Here is a 20,838-nt window from a genome sequence, read left to right as displayed (position 1 = left end):
TCAGGAAACCCTGAGCTACGTTTTACAGCACTCAGGCTAGGATATAATGTTTTTACATCGAAACATGTTCAGTAACTGCTTGTTTACTTCGCTCATACTGGATGAACAGTTCAGCAAGCGCATCTGGTGTAGCATCTTTTTTAGCATCAATTGCACGCTCACTCCATTTAGGAATTCGAACTCCCTTAAAAAAATTATCTTCAGCCTGTTCAAAGCGTTTCTCAAAATTAACAGTATAAATCTTGCTAAATCCAGTGATCTCTCCTTTTTCATCGGTCTCCAACTCAAGAACAGCTTTTTGAATCGCCTTTTTAGCATCCAACTTTGCACCCTTGATTCCATCTTCTAAAATCTTTTTAGCACCTTCAAGCGTTTCAGAAAAAACGAGTTCATGGCCTAATGAATAACCACAAACATGTTCATATGCCACTGCGTGAAACGGAGAAATTAGATAAGAAGCCAAATCAGTAAAACTATCACCTGATTTGGTGTAGGCTGGGTTAACAATTGCGTATATTTTGCTCATTTCATTCCCTAAAATTAAAAATATATAAAAATAAAGCCTGTCCGCGGATATGAACTGACTCAAGCTCCATAAATGCATTAACCTGGAAAAAACAGTGGCAACGTATAAAGAGTTCGCATGTTAAATTGACAAGTATTTGTAGCCTGTATCAGCGTTCAAATTACAAATACTTGTCAATTCAGCACAGAAAACACTTGCAGTAAAATTCACCAGTTTTTTCCGGATTAAATATTATCACATTTGTCTTATTTGTATATAAGATAAGCGACTACTATTACTTTGATACAAATCAGTTATAGCAATGCCTACTAAGTTTTATTCGGCGTTGCAAGTTCACTTGGCTTCAGTTACGCACTATTATGTACACTCCTTCGCCTCGTTCACTTGCCCTTAATGGCTAGTGCGGTAGTTGAGGTTTATTTTTAAATAATCTATAAGGCCAATGCAATTTCAGGCCATCACGCGTCAATTGGAATGGGCCTTAGTTTATATTCAAGACCCATCGATTGACTTTGGCTTAACCGACAAATTTGAGTTTGTCACTTATTTCCTGAGAACTGGTGACCGTCAATGCATTGTTTGTGTCATCCTGTTTCTTGACTTTAAATAAGGTATTGGGCTTTTTCACGGTGACAAGAGCAAGATATGGTTTGCTGGCTGCCACATTTTCTCGCTCGGTTCCAATTTTCCGCTCATCCATATACTTTGTAGCCTCTGACCGGTCTTTAAATAAGGTCAAGTTCGATTGAAATGATTTTTTTATGGCTTTAGTACTCGGGGTAATTGTGTAAAAATCAGAGGATTTGAACTTGACACATTGTACGTTTTGACCGACTGCAAACAAACCCTGCATATCTTCGCTAACTATGCCCAATTTTCTTGAAATTTTTTCATCTTTTAAAAGGAGGTTAATTTTTTCTAATTGCTCCTGGGACAAAGTACGTAAATTTAGTACAGATTTTAAATCAAGATAAGATACTATTTCTTTTAGAATTTCCAGGGGTAATATGGCTAAGTCACCATTCAACTTCAATTTTTCCATCGGTTTGTTTTTAGATTTTACCAGTTTACCGAGCAAGTCAAATATTTTCATCTCCACTCCAGTTTGATTAAAATATATACACATAGTATCATAGAAAAATTAAGCTTTTATTAGGCAAGGTCCCTGAAGTTTTTTTAGAAAAGATTTAATCTTGAATTGACCACAGATTTTTCAATTTCACATCGAACAGCCCCCTCTCCCGCGATAGGAACTTTGATAGTATGATGATGCCCTTCGCGGGAGAGGGAAATGGACAAATCTATGCTAAGATAACGAGCCGTAATTTACGGAAGAACTGCACTGATGCTGAGAGACATCTTTGGTACCCTCTTCGAGCGGGTAGACCGTAACTGCTTCTCATTGCATCTTGATGCACTTTTATAATCGACCCATCAAGCATGGGCCATTCGTGATCGCCATCTTTTTTTAATTCCGCCAATATTGCGGCGATATAATCTTTTTTAGATCTGTTGCTATAAGGATTATAAACACTTTTCTAATTGCCATAGTCCTGTGGCAAGTCACGCCATGCAGCACCAGAACGAAGCATCCAACATATTGCCTCCATGAATAACCGATCCTTTTTACCATGTCGCCCTTTAGGCTTTGGAAGTAATTTTTCTAAACGTGGCCACAACTCGTCATCAATGACCATACCTGACAATCCCTCTCTGTCCGATGTGAAATTGAAAAATCTGTACTCATTTCAAGATCAAATCTTGTCTAAAAAAAACTTCATGGACGTTAACTAATTGATTTATTATATAATAATTTTGTTTTTGTGCTGCCTATTGCCTCAATGAAAGGTGTCGCCAAAGGATAAAAAAAATTTGAAAAAAGAATTTATCTCACTTAATATTTCCGTGAGACAGGATCGTAAAAGTATCAGCTCAATCATTATTCACTTATTCGTTAGATAACAAGCAACTTGTTAAGTTTCATGAAGCAAGTTACAGAAGTTATCTCTACTGAATGGAGGACTGGTAAACTTAGTTAACTAAATCAATAAGCATATTTCGTGTTGAGATAGATATTTAAGTTAATCAGTGCTTTTTGTATCTGCTAGCTCAAGTAGCAGAGACATAATACTCATGAATAACCCTCCAGTGGTTGGCATTTCCTATTACTCACCAAGCGTTGTAATTTGAATTATATTTCAGCCATCAATCTTATCTCAATTTAAAATTTAACCAATTAATTTTTCATAAAAGGTATAAAAATGGCTATACGTTATTTATCGTTTGAATTTGATGAGTGTTTATTTAATCACAAGTACATTCAAGAATCCGATTTAGGTCTCGCAAAGCATTTAGGAGATGCGATTCTAATCCACAATAGAGCATATTTAGATCAACTAAAAATTGAAAATACTGCATTTGATACGGTGGTTGTTTTGATCGGATCCAATAGGCAATCCTATGAATATGATTATTCTAATATGGGTTATGGAAACAAATTTAAAGGTTCATGTTGTCCGGCCATTCAAACAGTATGTGCTGATCTGAATGTTACATTTGATCCATTTCTTTTAGCTGATGTGACTGGAAATCTGCCTTATGGAACTTCTTATAAGTTAATCATGCAAGAAATTGCTGACAATACCTATCTCAAGAATCCTCAACAAAACCATGCTACATGTACTATGGATGAAACCAAAAGAACGCTCCTATTTGCACAGATGCAAAAAGCAGCTGCAGATCATCCTAATGAAGAAATTATCTTTGATTTCGTTGACGGCAGGTATGATATTTTAGTTTGTTATTTATACAAATATTTTACAAAACATCCGCATATGATTCCTAAAAATGTAAGCTTACGCCTGCATTTGTATGGAGGCGCTAAGGTTGCTTTAATGGCGTCTATTCAAGGAACTGGCGAACCTTATTTAAATTATCCTGAACATGTTAAGTATATGTTAGGCCATTTGTGGGATCTGGATAAATTCGCTGAGTCCATGAAACTATTTTCAATAGAACATATAGATAATATATTAGAAAACTTTTATAAACTTGAAGAACAAGCTACGGCTTTGGAATCAGCCATACAGAAGGGTGAATACATTACCAAATGTACCGAATCTATTGATAATATTGAAGAACTTGCTACAGAAAAAGAATCTGACATTGATACTTACGACTTTAGTGTTACGTCTGATGAATCCTCAGATGAGGACAGTGATCTTGCGTTTCTTGAAGACAATGGTCCAGAAAAAGAGGTTGACGCTGGCAAACAAACTCTTGCTACTGAAACTTCCACTATTCACCCGCGCCCAGAGGCAGAACCGGCTAATCAACAAGGCAATCTGGGACGTAATCAGCATGTGTTCCATAAACCAGTTGCAGTTAATAGAGTAAACAGATCCCCTATGGCATTACCCGATGATACGTTTTGCAGCGCCAGTAGTTCTTGTTTAATATCCTAAAAATTTACTCTTTATCGCCTCGATTAATGATGTTTCACCTCATTGTGAAACATCATTAAAATCCCACCAGGAAAAATCATCAAACAAATATCAGCTCTCTCCAATATACACCGGGTTACCCATAATGTATGGTTGCTTTAATATTAGCTTCAGATCCCAAAACCATCACAATAAAATCAGCTTATTACCGGGCTTAAATGTGCCAATTTTGTCATCAAATTATTATTTTTTACTCAAAATATGGATTATCATCTGTCTTATAACGACGTGAACGTATAAATTTTATGGTTTTTTGTCACCCATCCCCCCTTTACGCCAAGTAGCTCGCATTTCTGTCCAGCTACTAAAAATATCGATCATCGAAATAGACCACACAAAATCACCCATTAGCGGCATGCCAGAGTATCTGCTTCCATAAAACCAACTTGGCTCGTGTCTCAATAGTTTGTACTAATCTTAATATATTTTCTTAAAGGACTTCCTAACTTCGTTTCATTTGAGCCTCTTCCATAGCAGAATTTATAGAGTCTTAGTAAATGATCAATCATTGCCAGCAATTTCGCTGATACTTCGTCTAATGAACCCTCTTAATATTTGTAATATTTCGGGAACCAGGGAGGCAGAGTTTTTTTTAAACGCATAAAGCACATCTTAGCAGTAGCAAGCCAAATCATTTAAGCGACTCCAATAATAAAGTTAGCTCATAAGCTTTTCTTTTTACCCCGTTTATTAAGCTTTTTATTGGAAATGGGCAACAGATAATTTGAGGCAATTCGTTGAAAAAAAAATTTTTTCTTATTTAATATTGCCTTAAGAAAAGTTCATTAAAATATCAGATTAATCATTATTCAATTATTCATCAGATAACAAGCAATTTTTTGACTTTCATGAAGCAAATTACAGCAGTTGTCTGTACTGAATGGAGGACTGGTAAACTTAGTTAACTAAATCAATAAGCAGATTTCATGTTGAGATAGATATTTAAGTTAATCAGTGCTTTTTGTATCGGCTACCCCCAAGTAGCAGCGGCATAAAAACTCATGAATGACATTCCAGTGGTATCGACATCCTAGTACTAACCAAGCGTTGTAATTTGGATTATAAAGGGACCATCAAATCCTATCTCAATTGAAATTTAACTAATTAATTTTTATAAAAGGTTTTAAAATGAAAATACGTTATTTATCGTTTGACTTTGATGGGTGTTTATTTAATCCAAGTTACGCTCAAGCAGAACATTTCGAGTTCACTAAGCATTTAGGAGATGCCGTTCTAGTCCACAATAGAAGATTTTTAGAGCAAATCAAAAGAGAAAATGCAGCATTTGATAATGTGGTTGCATTGATCGGCTCCAATAGGCAATCCTATGAGACTGATCAATTGAACATGGGTCCTCAAAAAGCATTTAAAGGTTCATGTTGTCCTGCGATTAAAACAGTATGTGCTGATCTGAATATTACATTTGATCCGTTTCTTTTGGCTGATGTGACTGGAAATCTTCCTTTCGGAACTTCTTATAATTTAATTATGCAAGAAATTGAGGCCGGTAACTTTATGCAAGATACAACTCAATATGAGCATGCTACATGTCCTGGCGAAGAATATAAAGTATCGCTGCTATTCGCACAAATGCAAAAAGCAGCAGCAGATCATCCTAATGAAGAAATTATCTTTGATTTCTTTGACGACAGGTACGAGATCTTAATGGGTCGTGCAAAGGAGTTTTTTACAAAATATCCGCATATGATCCCTAAAAACGTCACCTTACGCATGAATAGGTATGCAGGTGATGATGTTACTTTAATGGCATCTATCGAAGGAACTGGCGAACCTTATTCTAATTATCCTGAACATGTTAATAATATGTTAAACGATTTGTGGGCTCACGATGAAATCGCTAATTCCTTGAAACCAATTTCAAATGAACAACATACAGATATTGTGTTAGAAAATAATTATAAGTTCGAAGAACAAGTTAAGGCTTTAGAAACAGCAATCCAAACAGGCGAATACATTGCCCTCAATTTAGCAGCACGGGAAATTGATCACATTGTAGAATATACGGAAGCAGTTGACACGAACGAAGAACTCTCTACAGAAAAAGAATTAGAATCCAGCAACAATTTGTCTCCACTTAGCTATTTTACTGATAACTCTAGTGGTGAACCCAGAGCCAAGCTTGCTTTTGCCAAAAAGAATCATAGTCATAATGAAATAAATCGATGGTTTCAAGGATATCAACAACCCGAGTATATTGAGGATGGCGATCGCATTATACTGTTCATTAATGTTCATCCTGATTCCCCCTATAAAGATCCATCTTTATTTGAAGCAATAGAAATTTTACGCCAACAACACATTGAACTCAGTGATAATGCCATAGAAACATTACAACAAGAATTTAATTCTGTACTACCTGTATTAGAACAAGCAAAATCAATTGCAATGACATATGATGTTGACTTCAAGCAGTTTCTTGATGGGTATACTAATGCTTTTAGTGATATGCCAGTTGATTACTTGGTTAAATACAAAAATCATGAGCTTGTTGAAAACGATGGCCGAGAAAAAGAAGCTAACATTGGTAATCTTAACTTTAGTGATAGATCTGATGAATCTTCGGATGAAGAAAGTGCTCTTGAGCTTGTTGAAGACGATAGTCGAGAAAAAGAGCTTGACGCGAGTACTGATGACTTTAGCGATAGTGATTCATCTGTTGACGCCTCGGATGAAGAAAGTGATCTTAAGCCTTTTGAAGACAATAGTCCAGAAAAAGAGGTTGAGGTTGATGTTGACAAACAAACTCTTGCTACTGAAACGCCCGCTATTCACGCGCGCTCAGAGGCCGAGCCCACTAATCAACAAGGAAATCCAGCTGGCAATCCAGGGCGAAACCAGTATGCGTTCCATAAGCCAGCTGCAGCTCCTAGAACAAACAGGGCACCTATCGCATTGCCCGAGGATAAGTTATGCAGCGGCAGTAGTTCTTGTTTAATATCCTAAAAATTTACTCTTTATCACCTCGATTAATGATGTTTCACTTCATTGTGAAACATCATTAAAATCTCACCAGAAAAAATCATCAAGCGAGTAAAGCAAATATCAACATCCCCCAATGTACGCCGGCTTACCCATAATGTAGGTTGCTTTAATATTATCTTCAGATCCCAAAGCCATCAAAATAAACAACAACTCGAAAATATCATTGACTCGTTCACGGCGATATTTCAGATAGGTTGTAGCATCAGGATCAATCACAATGAAATCAGCTTCCTTGCCGGGCTTGAATGTACCAATTTTATCATCCAATTGTAATGCTTTTGCAGCTCCCAAAGTCGCCATATACCAACGCATCATACTAGGTAATTTCACACTATTTAACATGGAAACCTTATACGCATCATCTAAAACAGCAAACATTGAAAGACAATTTCCAGCCCCCCAATCAGTCCCTAAAGTGATTTTATTGGTATATCTGAAGGCTCTTGCAAAGTTGAATAAGCCACTACCTAAAAAGTTATTACTCAAAGGACACCAGGAAATAATCGCTCCCGATTTTTTAAACAGCTCCAGCTCTTCATCTGTTGTATGAATGCAATGACCAAATACACTTCGGTCCGTTACCAAACCAAAATGGTCATAAACATCCAGATAATGTTTGCTCCAGGGATAAATTTTTTTTACTGCAGCAATTTCATTCAGATTCTCATCCAGGTGCGTTTGAATATAACAATCAGGATGTGCTTTTTTAAGTGAACCACACAACTCCAGCATTTGCTCAGAACACGCTAAAGCAAACCGCGGCGAAATACAGTAGGATAAACGGCCTTTATTATGCCATTTTTCGATCAAACGAACACAATTATCATAATTCTCCTGTGTTGTTAATCTCAGTTTATCAGGAGCATTTTCATCCATCAAAATATTGCCGGTTACAAAACGCATGTTTCTTTTTTGTAACTCTGCAAAAAATATATCAGTTGCCTCATAAAATAATGGTCCGTAAGATACAGCCGTTGTAGTTCCATTTCTTAAAAGATAATCAAGAAAGAAATTTAAATCTTTTGTTGCACTCGCCCTATCACTATAAACACTCTCCGCAGGAAATACATAGTCTTCCAACCACTCCAACAGTTTTTCACCATAGGCGGCAACAATTGCGCTTTGCGTAGCATGTTGATGAGTATCAATAAATCCAGGAGTAATTATCTTATTTTTATAATCAACCAGTTTTACCCCATCTATTTTATTCTTTAAAACATCATAACTCCCCACATCAACAATCTTCCCTGCTTCAACAACCAATATGCCATCCTCGATGTAAACATATTGACACTCTTGCTCTGATTGTTTTTCTTTCTTATTATCAGGAAGATTTTCAATGGTAGCCGTGTCTTTAAAATAAAAAATTGCACCTCTATAAGCTGTTTTATCACTCATAAAAATCTCCATGTTATTCAGGGTTCGTGTCCTTAATAAAATAAATCAGCAAAATTGAGGACAGTGTACAAAATGGTAATATCCACAAATAGGTAAAAAAGTCTTTGGATGCAGCAGTAACAAATAAATAAGGGATGAACAATAAAAGGGTGTTAAATAGAAAAACTGCCGTATTTAATACGCTAATGGCCACACCACGGGTACTGTCTGATGAAATTTCACTGACCATCGTATAAAAAAGCATAGAGCCTGAAAGTAAAAAGCCAATCAGAAATGAAACTATTTTAGTAATGATAAATGAATTGGTGCCATAGTGAGGAAGATAAATTCCCAGTAATAAGGCCATGGTTCCAGTGACTAAAGTAATGTGTATTACCATAATTCTTGATTTGACTGTATTGGAAAACCAACCCATTAATGGGGTGCCAATACCAATCCCTGCAAAAATCAATCCGCTAATCATAATTGATTGCAGAATATCGACTGAATAGTAGTTTTGAATTTGCATGAACCATAAACTCGCATAAGCAAGTAAAACACCAAACGACATTGCTGCAGTAACGGAACACAGTACAATTTGTTTGTTTTTAAAAACAACCGCTAATGATTTTTTTAATGAAATCGAACTATCTCTTACGAAACCAGGAGGGGAACGAACAAGGATAGAAGATAAAATAAATAAAATCAGACCAAAAATCGAGAGCCATTGATACAGTTCACTCCATGTATGCGATATCAACTCTACTTTAAAATAATAATGAAGAACCCCAGCTAAAATACATGAAAGTGTTTGGGTCAAACCAAATAATACAGGAAAAAACTGTGCGGAAAACCATTGAGAAATCAAAACTGCCGCGGCAACAAATGCAAAAGAAGCACCTATTCCTTGAATGAAATTTGCAAATGTAAAAATTGTCAAGCTACCCGCAATAGAGATAAAAATATTCCCTAAGGCCAGTAATAAAATTCCCCCGCTGACTACAATTCTTGGATTAAATTTATCAAGCAAATAACCAGCGGGAATTTGCATGCAAGCAAAGCCTAAAATAAATGCGCCGGTTGCAATGGATACGCCATAATCGCTAGCACTTAGTGTGTTTTTTATTGGTTCTGAAAATACTGCTGCCGCAGTGTTCAAACAAAAAGAATAAACAACAAACAAGGTTGCAATCAACCAAACAATAGTCCCATATAATTTTTGCATGAATTATCCTTTTTTCCAGGTGAGTGTCTTTTTTATGCCCTTTATGAAAAAAAGTATAGCAAATAAACAATTGTATTTTGGATCACATCACTTTGAAAAATTCAAACCAAAAGAATGAACATGGAGAATAATTTTCATCCACTCATCTATACTCAAAATAACCCAGTCACAATTTTTATCTTGCAGGATGCAATACTGGGCTGACTAAAAAGGAGTTTTTTTATGAAAGTTAATTACTTGGTTGTTCCTCTCATTTTAATACCACTATCCGTTTTCAGCCAAACCAATGATGATGTTATCACATTGACCATTTCACAAAATCCGGATAATAAAAACAGTCAGGTCATCACATACTCTAATGAAACAGACCATTTAAAACAAAATAAGTCGTTCTCTCGCAGCATTGATTATCCGACTCAAATTATTCGTATGGAAAAAAATATAGAAAATCAGCAACTCTCCTGTGATGAGGTGAACAATCAAATTGATAAAATATTAGTACAACATATAGCGAATGAACAATTCACTTATGCAATTTATATTAGTTGTTATTATAATCCTGAAACTAAATTAGCAACTCAATTCGTCATCAGTAGTTATTTTGATCCGGTAAGTGATGAAGCCGTTCGTTACTTAGAATCCTACCTCAACAAATACAACGGTACTAATTTGTTAGGTGCACAATACACAATTGAGTCTGCAAAAGGTCTCATCATTTCCTTAGATATTGCCGCTGGAATGAAAAAAAGACCTAATAGACCTCCTTTTACAGAATATCGAAAGGACCATAGCAGCTTCTATTTCAAAAGCAATTATGAAATGAAAAACAAACTGTTTAGTGATATCTATCAAAATTTTTTCACCACTGATCCAAATAAAATATTTCCTTTTTTAGATAAATGGGTTTCTTCTCATGCAAGCTCTATTTATAAAGCGGTTTTAAGAGATTCAAATTATGTTGAGTTACAACCCGAAAAAATTTTTCTCATGGAAAATGAGGAAATATATGTTTCGAACTTTAAACAATATTTTGCACACTTTTGCGAGCCCTATGAAAATCATAGATGCTTGAATCCAGCAGAAAAAATTGACAATGAAGAAGACAATTCAAAAATAGCTTCGTAAATTAACGAACCCGGAGTTTTTAGTTTGTACCCCAGGTGCAGCGCTGCGAAACCCGGGTTTTCTTGAATGGGTGTCCCGGGTTACGCTGCGCTTCACCCAGGATACAGTGATTATAAAATTTACTATTAACCTAACTCAGGCTCATATGCAGGTACCTTTGTGGCTTTTAATTCAACTTGCTCCTCGGCAATTGCTTTATCATTCACAATTTTGGTCACACACGCATCAGACCAAACATTTAAAGCAGTTTCCAGCATATCAATTAAACCATAAAAGGGTAAAATAACGCCCATAAGGACGATAGGAACATTCATACTTGATAACAGACTGATGCTTAGAAAGAAACATCCCATGGGCACGCCGGCATTTCCAATAGCAGCTACAGTAGCAACAAATATCCATAAAACCATTGTGCCGTAAGAAGTCGGCATTCCATGATTTTGCATTAAATAAATGACCGTAGCAAAAATAAAAGCGGCACAACCGTTCATATTTATGCTAGTGCATAAAGGTAAAACAAAACGACTTACGGATGGTTTTACTTGTAAATTATTTTCTATAGTATTCATCGTGACAGGCAATGTCCCGACCGAAGACTTGGAGAAAAATGCTACTGATAAGGCAGGAAGCATGGAGCGCATTGCTGAAAAAGGCTGAATCTTATTCCTTTTTAACCATAAAGGTAAGACGACAAAACCTTGAATTACATTCGCTAAAACAACAATTAATAAATACTCACCTATTCCTTTAATATCCATCCCTGAGCGCAACTGAACAACCGTTGAGGTAATAAAACCAAACAATCCCAAAGGAATAATCGTAATAATCCAACGGGTCATCACTAAAAACATGCCATGTGCGCCACGAAAAAACCGCGTAAGCGTATCGCGAGACTCTTCATCAGGGATTTGACGCACAGCAATGCCGATAATAATGCTTAAAAACAGTACTCCTATTACTTGCTGCTCCAGAAAAGGAGATAATAAATTGGTAGGTATAATATTTGCCAGGTATCCCAAGTAACCTAAACTACTCGCTGATTTGACTGTTTGCGCATCCAAATTAACCTGAACGGAGCTGGGTTGGATTAAAATGTAAAGCAAACAACTAATCGTTGCGGCCACTACGGTCGTAGAAAAAGTATACTTAAGTGTTCGCTGCCAAATTTTTTTCATGAATCCATCGGTCTTGTAGTTAGCCAGAGTAACAATGATGGATAAAGAAATAATGGGCAAACTAATGCATTTAAACAGCTTAATAAATAAATCGGAGATTAATAACCCTATCTCCTTGAAAAAAACAATATTTGACATCCCACTGACGATACCTAAACCAATCATTAAAGCATATAGCACGGGGGTGCTGAGAATTAGTTTTTTTTGTTGATGCGCGGCACACATGTTAATAATCCTTAAAATCAAAAAAGTAAAAATGAGAAGATTAAATTAACAGCAACAACAAGAAACGAGTTTAAAATGAGCGAGAGTTGAGCGATGATTCGTTTGTGTCGAGTGAGCTACCATAAAAACCTTTTATTTTTTGATCAAATTTTGCACAATTAGAGATATTCTAACACATTGCGCATGTTCGTCAAGAGATTTTAAAATCTGCAGATCCATCAGTCAATCAATTCAAGACAATTGATCTGTTGCTTTAAACGGATGATTCGACGATAAGCTTCCTCTATACGTTTTTGATTTATTCTTTGCTCAAATACCAAACGCTCAATCATCTTAATCACTTCTGGCGCCGTAATTTTGGCTAATTGATTTGCAAAAATGAGCATATCAGCACCCGCATTGATTGTCAGGGATAAAGCATCCTCAAGTGAATAATGATCGGTAATTGCTTGCATTTGTAAGTCATCTGCAATAATTACTCCATCATAGCCCATGGTCTTACGCAATAAGCCGGTTAAAATATCGTGGGATAAAGTTGCAGGTAACCCCTGATTATCCAACTGTTTATTCACCACATGCGCTGTCATGATGAGAGTTGGTTGATGAGTATCTCGCACGAGTTGATAATAAGGAACCAACTCATCCTTATGGAAGGCATTGGTCACATCGACAAACCCTTTATGGGTATCACCTAATGCACTACCATGACCTGGAAAATGCTTATAGCAGCATGCAATACCCTGGTGTTGGAAAACATCCACAAATGCTCTGGCCAATCGAACTACTTCATTAGGGTCAGCGGAAAAACTACGTTGTACACTTCCTATAATTCCTTGCTGATCTTGCAAATGTAAATCAACAACCGGAGCAAAATTAAGATTAAAACCCAATGACTTTAATGTTAATGCCATTTGTGTCAACTCAGCCTGCAAAGCATCAGGGGATAATTGTGCCATGTTATATGCATTCATAGTCGGCATACATCCCTCGATCCGAGACAAACGATCGATACTTCCGCCTTCATAGTCTATGGCAATTAACAAGGGCAAATCGTTATTTTTGAAATTTACTTCTGCAGAATGGTAATAATAATTGAGTTGATGAGTTAACCGTTTGATTTGTGCCTGGTTTTTTAAATTCTTACCATATAAATTCGTAGAAACATCATGGTCGAATAACAAAACACCGCCTAATCCATCTGAAGACAGCCATTCCGCTATAGGGCTTTTGTCATGTATATCGCAACCATCAAACCCCATAACTAACATTTGACCAATTTTATTTCTAAGAGTAATCATCAGCCGCTCCGTCAACAAGATAAGAAAAAAAATTTCCTAAAAAATAGTTGATGTTGTACTGAGAATCATACACAAAGATAAAAAATAATGCCATTTATATCTTTTTTGGCGGTATTGCTGGAATATCATCAAAATTACAACTGCAATTACCTGGTGCATTAGGAGGAAGAGGGACTAATGAAAAATCACTGGCATAGCAAACAGTCACGTTCCAGGCTGAATCTCCAGGATTGATTGTATTAGGTAAAGACCAATAATTTTTAGCAGTATACGTTTTACCTTCATCACTTTGCCAAAAAATAGGAGAAAATCGAGCTCGATACATTAATTTTTGACCCGGTTGACAAGGGAAAGTCTGACGTGTCCACGATTTTCCAATAGGCACAGTAACTGTTGTTAAAGTTTTGGCACTTATGGCATCCATTATATCTACAGATACATCATATTTGGTCCAACAATTATCTTTAACTAAAGTGTAATAACAAGTAATCTCTGCCCAAAGGGGGCTTGAAGAAATCAAACTGAATATGAAAATAAAAGTTCGTATTATCATAATTTAATCCCTTTATTCACAAAACGTGCTCACGATTTTTTGTTTCTAAAGTAGAAACAATATCTAACTAAATAGTAACTATATTTAGATCTTATTTATTCATAGTATATACAATAACGATCATAAGTTACGAATAAGTTATAAATTTAGATCAATACAGGGTTGATTTTATTATCCGACCTGTATAAGCTTGCCCGAATTGGAGAGATGGCCGAGCGGTCGAAGGCGCACGCCTGGAAAGTGTGTATACGGCAACGTATCGAGGGTTCGAATCCCTCTCTCTCCGCCAAATTTGATAAAAAGGCGGTCAACTCGTAATAGAAGTGCTTGCCGTTTTTTTATGTTTAATATTCCCATAGGTGCTTTTGCAGTGATGGAACTGAAAATCCTGATTGAGGGTACGCAAAGGTATGATTATGAACAATTCATTAGGGATATGGCATATGAAATTAATTGTAATAGGAATTTTATTATCATTTAATGCGATAGCTGGCGATTATTTCCCTAAACTAACATCACAAGATCAACCTTGGTCTGTTACTGCAAGTGCTGGTACAGGTACTTATGAGTTAACATCCTCAAGAGATAAAAATGTTCCAATAGGACGTTTAGCGCTGGCCAATGAAATGATGCTTGCTGGCAATATAGCTTTGGGCTTGGAATTAGGGCTGCAAACCGGTACCCGAATAAAACTCAATATGCCCCAAGAAGCTTTTCATGCTCTGAAAAAATGGATTCCTATGCAAACTACCCTTGCCCCAACATTGGATTTATTAATTACATCCAAGAGCGATCCACTGGGCAATAGTTCTTTTTTTGCGCAACTGAAAGGTGGGCTTGCCTACAGACATTGGCGGGATGATCGGGTTCCTCTTAATGACATTTCTCAATTAGCCGGCGAGATACAAGCAGGCTTTGGCTATCCAATTACTGCTTTGGCCAACCTAAACTTATTATATCAAGGAATATTCAGTGGCAATGGACCCAATTTTCATTTTGAAACCTATTCTAAAAGAGGACAATTATCCAATATTCCAACCCTACATGCTGTACTTTTAGGTTTGTCTGTAAATCTATAAAAATGTTCCCCTAGATTTTCAATTTGTGACTAAGAGACAGATGCAGCGAAGCTACAATAGACTATAATGTAATCTAAACGGATCTACTTCTCTATTGAACAGTAGCAGGGAGTACTATCATGAAAGAACAACATTACGCCTATAAAATAACTCACGGCGCATCCAGTTTAAATTGTCCTCATTCTGCCTTAGTAAACGATAAAATGCTGGACTTATTAAAAGAAATAGAAAACCAACATAGTGATGGAATTTTCTGGGTATTTAAACAGTTTGGTGATCAACCTCAAGAACCACTCTGCATCATAGACTGTTCAAAAAAACGAATTTACTTTCATTACTCCGGCGAGGTCGAAGACTTAAAGGATGCTATAGCAAATTTGAGTCACTAATTCGCTCTCAAAAGAGAAAAGAAATTTTTCAAATCAAATGGATTATTATTTTTTTATTTTGGTCTTATCTGATACAAATAAACTCTAGACAAATGACAGTTTTTTAGTCACTATTCCACTCGATTTTTATTTTCATGCAAAGAGAATACTTATGTCTTTAAAAGCCAAAATAGTTATTTTAAGTTTGATTGTTTTTAACTTATTGCCCAATGCTTATGCCGCTTCTTCAGCTAACCATGTTGAAAGCGATACCGCCATCCAAAATGCTGTTTTATTTTATATTAACAAATACCGGCAGCAACATGGCTTATCCAAGCTTACAATGGACAACAATATTGTAATTCAAGCCAAACAACACTCTCAAGATATGGCCAATCATCGTATGCCTTTTGGTCATCAAGATTTTGGAAAACGTATTGCTAAACTGCGTTCACAGATTAAAAATACAGGTGGTGGTGCTGAGAATGTTGCATACAACTACAAAACAGCTGAAATTGTAGTCAGTCAATGGGTCAAAAGCCCAGGCCACAGAAGAAATATTGTAGGAAATTATAACTTGACTGGCATAGGGGTTGCCCGTGACAAGCAAGGCAAACTTTACTATACCCAAATATTCCTGCAAACAGGAAAAAGTCCTCGAAGCTACACGGCGAGAAGACCCTACATTGGCGTTCCCTTTTTCGGTATTAAAAGACAAAGCTAAGCAAGAACTTAAAGACATGTAGCCTGAGGCGCACCGCGACTAAACCCAGGTTTCGCTGCTCTGCCCCCAGACTACATGATTATTAATAAACGCCGAACTTCATTTTCTTCATTAATTCAATAACCTAATTAAACTGCTTTTAATTTTAACGAAATCTTTGCAAAAAACCTGCTAAATCATGTGGCATTAATAATCAGAGTGGCCTATCATAAAACCATAGACAGTACACATTGTTCAGCCAACATTATTACTTTGGGAGCCAGATTGAGAGTGCGGTGAGCAAGCTTAGCAAGTACTAAGAAGCCTTAAACACTCCAGAGGAGTCCACCTTGGTAAAAAAGGACTGTACTCAATCTTACTGTCTATCCCAAATTCCATAAAAGGGCGTATTAAATATAATACGCCCTTTTTATTTGCTGCTATAATTCTATAAATCAATAGCGTTACCTAATCACTCATTATCGGTTTGACTATTTTTTTTTATGCATAATCTTTATAATCAACAATTAAAGCTTCAGTTAGTATTATAATTACAGACACACTTATAAACTGGACTTGGCTCAAATGGATCTTTTACTAATTCTGCTTGTCCTATTCTTTTTCAGCTTGTCCTTTGGACTAATCAGATTCTATGATTATTTATCAAGGAGTGAATCATGAGCTTGTATTTAAGCTGTGGAATAATCGCATTCGGTTTATTAGTCTTTTTGTTAGTTGTATTATTCAAACCCGAATTATTTTAAGCCATAGATTTAATTTAAATGTGGGATGGACCCCTTATGACAAAACCTGGTTTTCTACAAATCGCATTTTATCTGTTCTTTTTGTTGCTTCTTGTAAAACCGTTAGGTTGGTACATGGCACGAGTGTATCAAGGCCGTCCTTGTTTCCTGGACATTATATTAAGACCCTTCGAACACCTAATCTATAAGATTTGCGGGATCCATACTCAAGAAGAAATGGGATGGAAAACCTATCTATCAGCCATGCTCTTCTTAAACTTGGCTGGATTACTGGTTGTTTATCTTATACAACGTCTCCAATTCTATTTGCCATTGAACCCTCAAGAATTTCCCTCCCCATCACCCGCTCTTGCATTTAATACCGCAATAAGCTTTAGTACTAATACCAATTGGCAAGCTTATAGTGGTGAAACAACAATGAGTTATTTAACTCAAATGCTTGCGTTAACGGTACAAAACTTTATTTCGGCAGCAACGGGCATGTCTTTATTAATTGCGTTGATACGCGGACTCATAAAACATGAAAGTAACAGTTTGGGGAATTTCTGGGTAGATACAGTACGCGGAATACTCTATATTTTATTGCCTTTGTCACTGATTTTTGCACTTATTCTGTGCTCACAGGGTGTCATTCAGAATTTTAAACCTTTTCAAAAAATTAACCTCACCCACCCATTTACCTACCAACAACCTGTAAAAGATGTTACAGGCCGAACTGTATTAGATAACCAGGGTAATCCTAAAACAACGCCTGTAACAATAACAGAACAGGTCATTCCCATGGGACCGGTCGCATCGCAAATTGCCATCAAACAACTGGGTACAAATGGCGGTGGTTTTTTTAATACGAATTCGGCACATCCATTTGAAAACCCCACTCCATTGACCAATTTTCTGGAAATGATAGCGATCTTGCTTATTCCTGCAGCTTTTTGTTTTATGTTTGGCACCATGGTTCGTGATAAAAGACAAGGTTGGGCGATATTAATAACCATGTCCATTTTATTTGTTCCATGCTTAATATTTGAAGTTGTTGTCGAACAAGCAGGCAATCCAGCATTTCACCAAATGGGGATTGATACCACAGCTCAATCTGAATTTTACCCTGCCGGTAACATGGAGGGCAAAGAAACTCGTTTTGGCATTGTCAACTCTGCAATTTGGGCAACAGCTACGACCGCTTCCTCTAGCGGTTCAGTCAACTCCATGCTGGATTCATATACTCCTCTAGGTGGGATAGTTCCTTTATGGATGATGCATTTAGGTGAAGTCAGTTTTGGAGGTATTGGCTCAGGATTATCCGGGATGATAATGCAGATCATTCTCACGGTATTTGTTGCAGGGCTTATGGTTGGTAGAACTCCAGAATACCTAGGCAAAAAAATTGAGCCTTATGAAATGAAAATGGCCTCCATTGCTGTGTTAATTATGCCTTTGATTGTACTCATAGCTACTGCCTATGCTACGGTAACCCACATTGGGGTAAGCTCCATAGCCAATCCTGGTGCCCATGGTTTTACAGAAATGCTTTATGCATTTACTTCGATGGGGAATAATAATGGTAGTGCTTTTGCAGGCTTAAATGCCAATACACCTTTTTATAATATTGTCGGTGGCGTGATGATGTTGATTAGCCGGTATTGGCTTGCTATTCCTATTCTTGCGATTGCTGGTTCACTTGTTAAGAAAAAGCGGATTCCAAACAGTTCAGGTACATTAGCCACTCATACACCATTTTTTATGACCTTATTAGTTTATATTGCCATGATTCAGGGAGCGTTGTCCTTTTTACCAGCCCTTGCTCTTGGTCCTATCGTGGAGCATTTGATGCTTTGGGGGAAATATGGGTACTAAACCTCATTCTATTTGGGATTTTAACATTATAAAAGGTGCTGTAATTGACGCATTTTTCAAATTATCACCTCATATTCAAATAAAAAACCCAGTGATGTTTACTGTTTATATAAGTTCAATTATCACCACGATTCTTTTTATACAAGCATGTCTAGGAAAACCTGAAGCACCACCATTTTTTATTCTTGCTATTAGTTTGTGGCTTTGGTTTACACTCTTATTTGCCAATTTTGCGGAAGCAATGGCAGAAGGTCGCGGCAAAGCTCAAGCTCAAGAGCTACGACGAGCGCGTCGTGAAATTCAAGCTAAAAAATTGGCGAAGGCATCTAAAAATGCAAAATTCTCCATCATTCCATCCGTACAATTACGTGCAGGAGATCTGGTCTTGGTTGAAGCTGGTGATTTCATACCAAGTGATGGTGAGATTGTAGAAGGAATTGCTTCAGTTAATGAAAGCGCTATAACAGGGGAAAGCGCGCCTGTTATTCGTGAAAGTGGAGGAGATCGTAGTGCAGTAACTGGAGGCACTCAGGTCATTTCTGATTGGCTTATTATTCGCATCACATCTAATCCGGGCGAAACATTTCTAGATCGGATGATTACTCTAGTAGAAGGGGCAAAAAGAAAAAAAACACCTAATGAGCTTGCATTAACTATTTTACTCGCTGCATTAACTATTGTGTTTTTGGTAGTCTGTAGCACCTTGCTCTCTTTTTCGATTTACAGTGTTTCTGCAACTAAATCGGGTTCAGCCATTTCAATCACGGTTCTAGTCGCTCTTTTTGTTTGTCTTGCCCCAACAACTATTGGTGGGCTACTTTCTGCAATTGGTATTTCTGGTATGGATCGAATGATTCAAGCCAATGTCATTGCTTTATCAGGACGTGCCGTTGAGGCGGCAGGTGACATCGACATTTTAATACTTGATAAAACAGGAACGATTACTCTAGGTAATCGACAGGCAACAGAATTTGTTCCGGCAGAAGGTGTCGATATCAAAGATTTAGCCGATGCAGCTCAATTAGCTTCTCTTGCGGATGAAACGCCTGAAGGTCGAAGCATTGTCATTCTTGCCAAAATAAAATATAAGTTACGTGGCAGAACTCTTGCCCCATTACAGGCAACATTCATTCCATTCACAGCACAAACACGTATGAGTGGCGCAAATCTTGGCAATCGACAAATTCGTAAAGGTTCATCTGAAGCAATTGAAGAATACATCAATCAGTTAGGAGGGCATGTTCCTAAAAATGTGAAAAATAATGTTGAAATTATCTCACGCCAGGGAGGAACTGCACTGGTTGTTGCAGAAGGTCCCAAAGTACTGGGCATCATTCGTCTTAAAGATGTTATTAAAGGGGGTATTCGAGAGCGCTTTGCACAACTAAGGCAAATGGGCATTAAAACCATTATGGTAACTGGAGATAATCCTCTAACTGCAGCTTCAATTGCTGGTGAGGCTGGAGTAGATGATTTTCTAGCCAATGCCAAACCCGAAGACAAACTTAAATTGATTCGTGATCTACAAGCTCAAGGTCATTTAGTCGCAATGACTGGTGATGGAACAAATGATGCGCCGGCACTTGCTCAAGCAGATGTTGCTGTTGCAATGAATTCAGGAACACAAGCAGCAAAAGAAGCAGGTAATTTGGTCGATCTGGATTCAAACCCAACTAAATTAATTGAAGTAGTAGAAATAGGTAAGCAGTTATTGATGACACGCGGAGCCCTGACTACGTTTAGTATGGCCAATGATATCGCTAAATATTTTGCCATTTTACCTGCCGCATTTGTGAGCACTTATCCTGCTCTAAATGTATTCAATATCATGCACCTGGCAACCCCACAAACGGCAGTGCTGTCCACAGTAATTTTTAATGCAATTGTTATTGTTCTTCTTATACCTTTAGCTTTACGTGGGATTAAATATAGACGCCTTCCTGCAGCAGAACTCCTACGAAATAACGTCATAATTTATGGATTAGGTGGATTTATAATCCCTTTTATTGGCATCAAAATGATCGATATGCTCTTAATCACCTTAGGTTTAACAGGATAAA

General features: G+C 37.0%; 17 protein-coding genes, 1 tRNA gene and 1 other RNA gene. 11 read left to right on the top strand and 8 right to left on the bottom strand.

Going from position 1 to position 20,838, the window contains the following annotated elements; genetic code table 11:
• Nucleotides 1-52: 52 nt before the first annotated feature.
• From ELY20_RS03345 to ELY20_RS03330, 3 genes are all read right to left on the bottom strand, one after another.
• The gene (locus tag ELY20_RS03345) at nt 53-526 is read right to left on the bottom strand and encodes a hypothetical protein (RefSeq protein ID WP_110143066.1); all 474 of its coding nucleotides are present in this window, start codon (nt 524-526) and stop codon (nt 53-55) included.
• A 517-nt stretch (nt 527-1,043) separates the two neighbouring features.
• Nucleotides 1,044-1,619, bottom strand: coding sequence for an F-box protein (locus ELY20_RS03340; protein ID WP_158618857.1), 576 nt, complete (start codon nt 1,617-1,619; stop codon nt 1,044-1,046).
• Nucleotides 1,620-2,064: 445 nt separating this feature from the next.
• Complete coding sequence (locus ELY20_RS03330) at nt 2,065-2,223, bottom strand: transposase (RefSeq protein WP_110143068.1); 159 nt, start codon at nt 2,221-2,223, stop codon at nt 2,065-2,067.
• A gap of 564 nt (nt 2,224-2,787) precedes the next feature.
• On the opposite strand from ELY20_RS03330, the gene ELY20_RS03325 reads away from it, so the two are divergent.
• On the top strand, nt 2,788-3,990 hold the full coding sequence (locus tag ELY20_RS03325) for a hypothetical protein (RefSeq protein ID WP_110143069.1): 1,203 nt from the start codon (nt 2,788-2,790) through the stop codon (nt 3,988-3,990).
• 1,167 nt (nt 3,991-5,157) lie between these two features.
• Nucleotides 5,158-6,993 (top strand): hypothetical protein, encoded by a 1,836-nt coding sequence (locus tag ELY20_RS03320; protein WP_110143070.1) that lies wholly within the window; start codon nt 5,158-5,160, stop codon nt 6,991-6,993.
• Nucleotides 6,994-7,092: 99 nt separating this feature from the next.
• Here the strand turns inward: ELY20_RS03320 and guaD are convergent, their stop codons facing one another.
• Nucleotides 7,093-8,430, bottom strand: a complete 1,338-nt coding sequence (guaD, locus tag ELY20_RS03315; protein WP_158618856.1) for a guanine deaminase — start codon at nt 8,428-8,430, stop codon at nt 7,093-7,095.
• Nucleotides 8,431-8,443: 13 nt separating this feature from the next.
• Nucleotides 8,444-9,634 (bottom strand): MFS transporter, encoded by a 1,191-nt coding sequence (locus tag ELY20_RS03310; protein WP_110143072.1) that lies wholly within the window; start codon nt 9,632-9,634, stop codon nt 8,444-8,446.
• 222 nt (nt 9,635-9,856) lie between these two features.
• On the opposite strand from ELY20_RS03310, the gene ELY20_RS03305 reads away from it, so the two are divergent.
• On the top strand, nt 9,857-10,759 hold the full coding sequence (locus tag ELY20_RS03305; protein WP_110143073.1) for an Lpg0189 family type II secretion system effector: 903 nt from the start codon (nt 9,857-9,859) through the stop codon (nt 10,757-10,759).
• Nucleotides 10,760-10,884: 125 nt separating this feature from the next.
• On the opposite strand, the gene ELY20_RS03300 is transcribed toward ELY20_RS03305, so the two are convergent.
• The 3 genes from ELY20_RS03300 to ELY20_RS03290 form a co-directional block, all read right to left on the bottom strand.
• On the bottom strand, nt 10,885-12,159 hold the full coding sequence (locus ELY20_RS03300) for a dicarboxylate/amino acid:cation symporter (protein WP_110143074.1): 1,275 nt from the start codon (nt 12,157-12,159) through the stop codon (nt 10,885-10,887).
• Nucleotides 12,160-12,377: 218 nt separating this feature from the next.
• Nucleotides 12,378-13,457, bottom strand: a complete 1,080-nt coding sequence (locus tag ELY20_RS03295; protein ID WP_110143075.1) for a glycoside hydrolase family 3 protein — start codon at nt 13,455-13,457, stop codon at nt 12,378-12,380.
• Between the two features lie 94 nt (nt 13,458-13,551).
• The gene (locus ELY20_RS03290; RefSeq protein ID WP_110143076.1) at nt 13,552-14,010 is read right to left on the bottom strand and encodes a hypothetical protein; all 459 of its coding nucleotides are present in this window, start codon (nt 14,008-14,010) and stop codon (nt 13,552-13,554) included.
• Between the two features lie 201 nt (nt 14,011-14,211).
• Here ELY20_RS03290 and ELY20_RS03285 point away from each other — a divergent pair.
• From ELY20_RS03285 to kdpB, 8 genes are all read left to right on the top strand, one after another.
• Nucleotides 14,212-14,299: transfer RNA gene (locus ELY20_RS03285), tRNA-Ser, on the top strand.
• A 154-nt stretch (nt 14,300-14,453) separates the two neighbouring features.
• Nucleotides 14,454-15,089, top strand: coding sequence for a hypothetical protein (locus ELY20_RS03280; protein WP_110143077.1), 636 nt, complete (start codon nt 14,454-14,456; stop codon nt 15,087-15,089).
• A 119-nt stretch (nt 15,090-15,208) separates the two neighbouring features.
• Nucleotides 15,209-15,478, top strand: coding sequence for a hypothetical protein (locus ELY20_RS03275; RefSeq protein WP_110143078.1), 270 nt, complete (start codon nt 15,209-15,211; stop codon nt 15,476-15,478).
• 151 nt (nt 15,479-15,629) lie between these two features.
• Nucleotides 15,630-16,181, top strand: coding sequence for a CAP domain-containing protein (locus ELY20_RS03270; protein WP_110143079.1), 552 nt, complete (start codon nt 15,630-15,632; stop codon nt 16,179-16,181).
• 215 nt (nt 16,182-16,396) lie between these two features.
• A non-coding RNA gene (gene ssrS / locus ELY20_RS03265) (6S RNA) lies at nt 16,397-16,549 on the top strand.
• A 288-nt stretch (nt 16,550-16,837) separates the two neighbouring features.
• On the top strand, nt 16,838-16,924 hold the full coding sequence (locus ELY20_RS17135) for a potassium-transporting ATPase subunit F (protein WP_199739192.1): 87 nt from the start codon (nt 16,838-16,840) through the stop codon (nt 16,922-16,924).
• 36 nt (nt 16,925-16,960) lie between these two features.
• Entirely contained in the window at nt 16,961-18,778 is a 1,818-nt protein-coding gene (gene kdpA / locus ELY20_RS03255) for a potassium-transporting ATPase subunit KdpA (RefSeq protein WP_110143238.1), read from the top strand.
• Nucleotides 18,768-20,837 carry a potassium-transporting ATPase subunit KdpB gene (kdpB, locus tag ELY20_RS03250; RefSeq protein ID WP_110143081.1) on the top strand — a complete coding sequence of 690 codons (2,070 nt, stop codon included), beginning with the start codon at nt 18,768-18,770 and terminating at the stop codon, nt 20,835-20,837. The genes kdpA and kdpB overlap by 11 nt, the downstream gene beginning before the upstream one ends.
• The last annotated feature ends 1 nt before the right edge of the window (nt 20,838 follow it).

Source organism: Legionella qingyii (assembly GCF_003990155.1).
Lineage (GTDB): Bacteria > Pseudomonadota > Gammaproteobacteria > Legionellales > Legionellaceae > Legionella > Legionella qingyii.
This window is presented reverse-complemented; position numbering and strand designations above follow the sequence as displayed.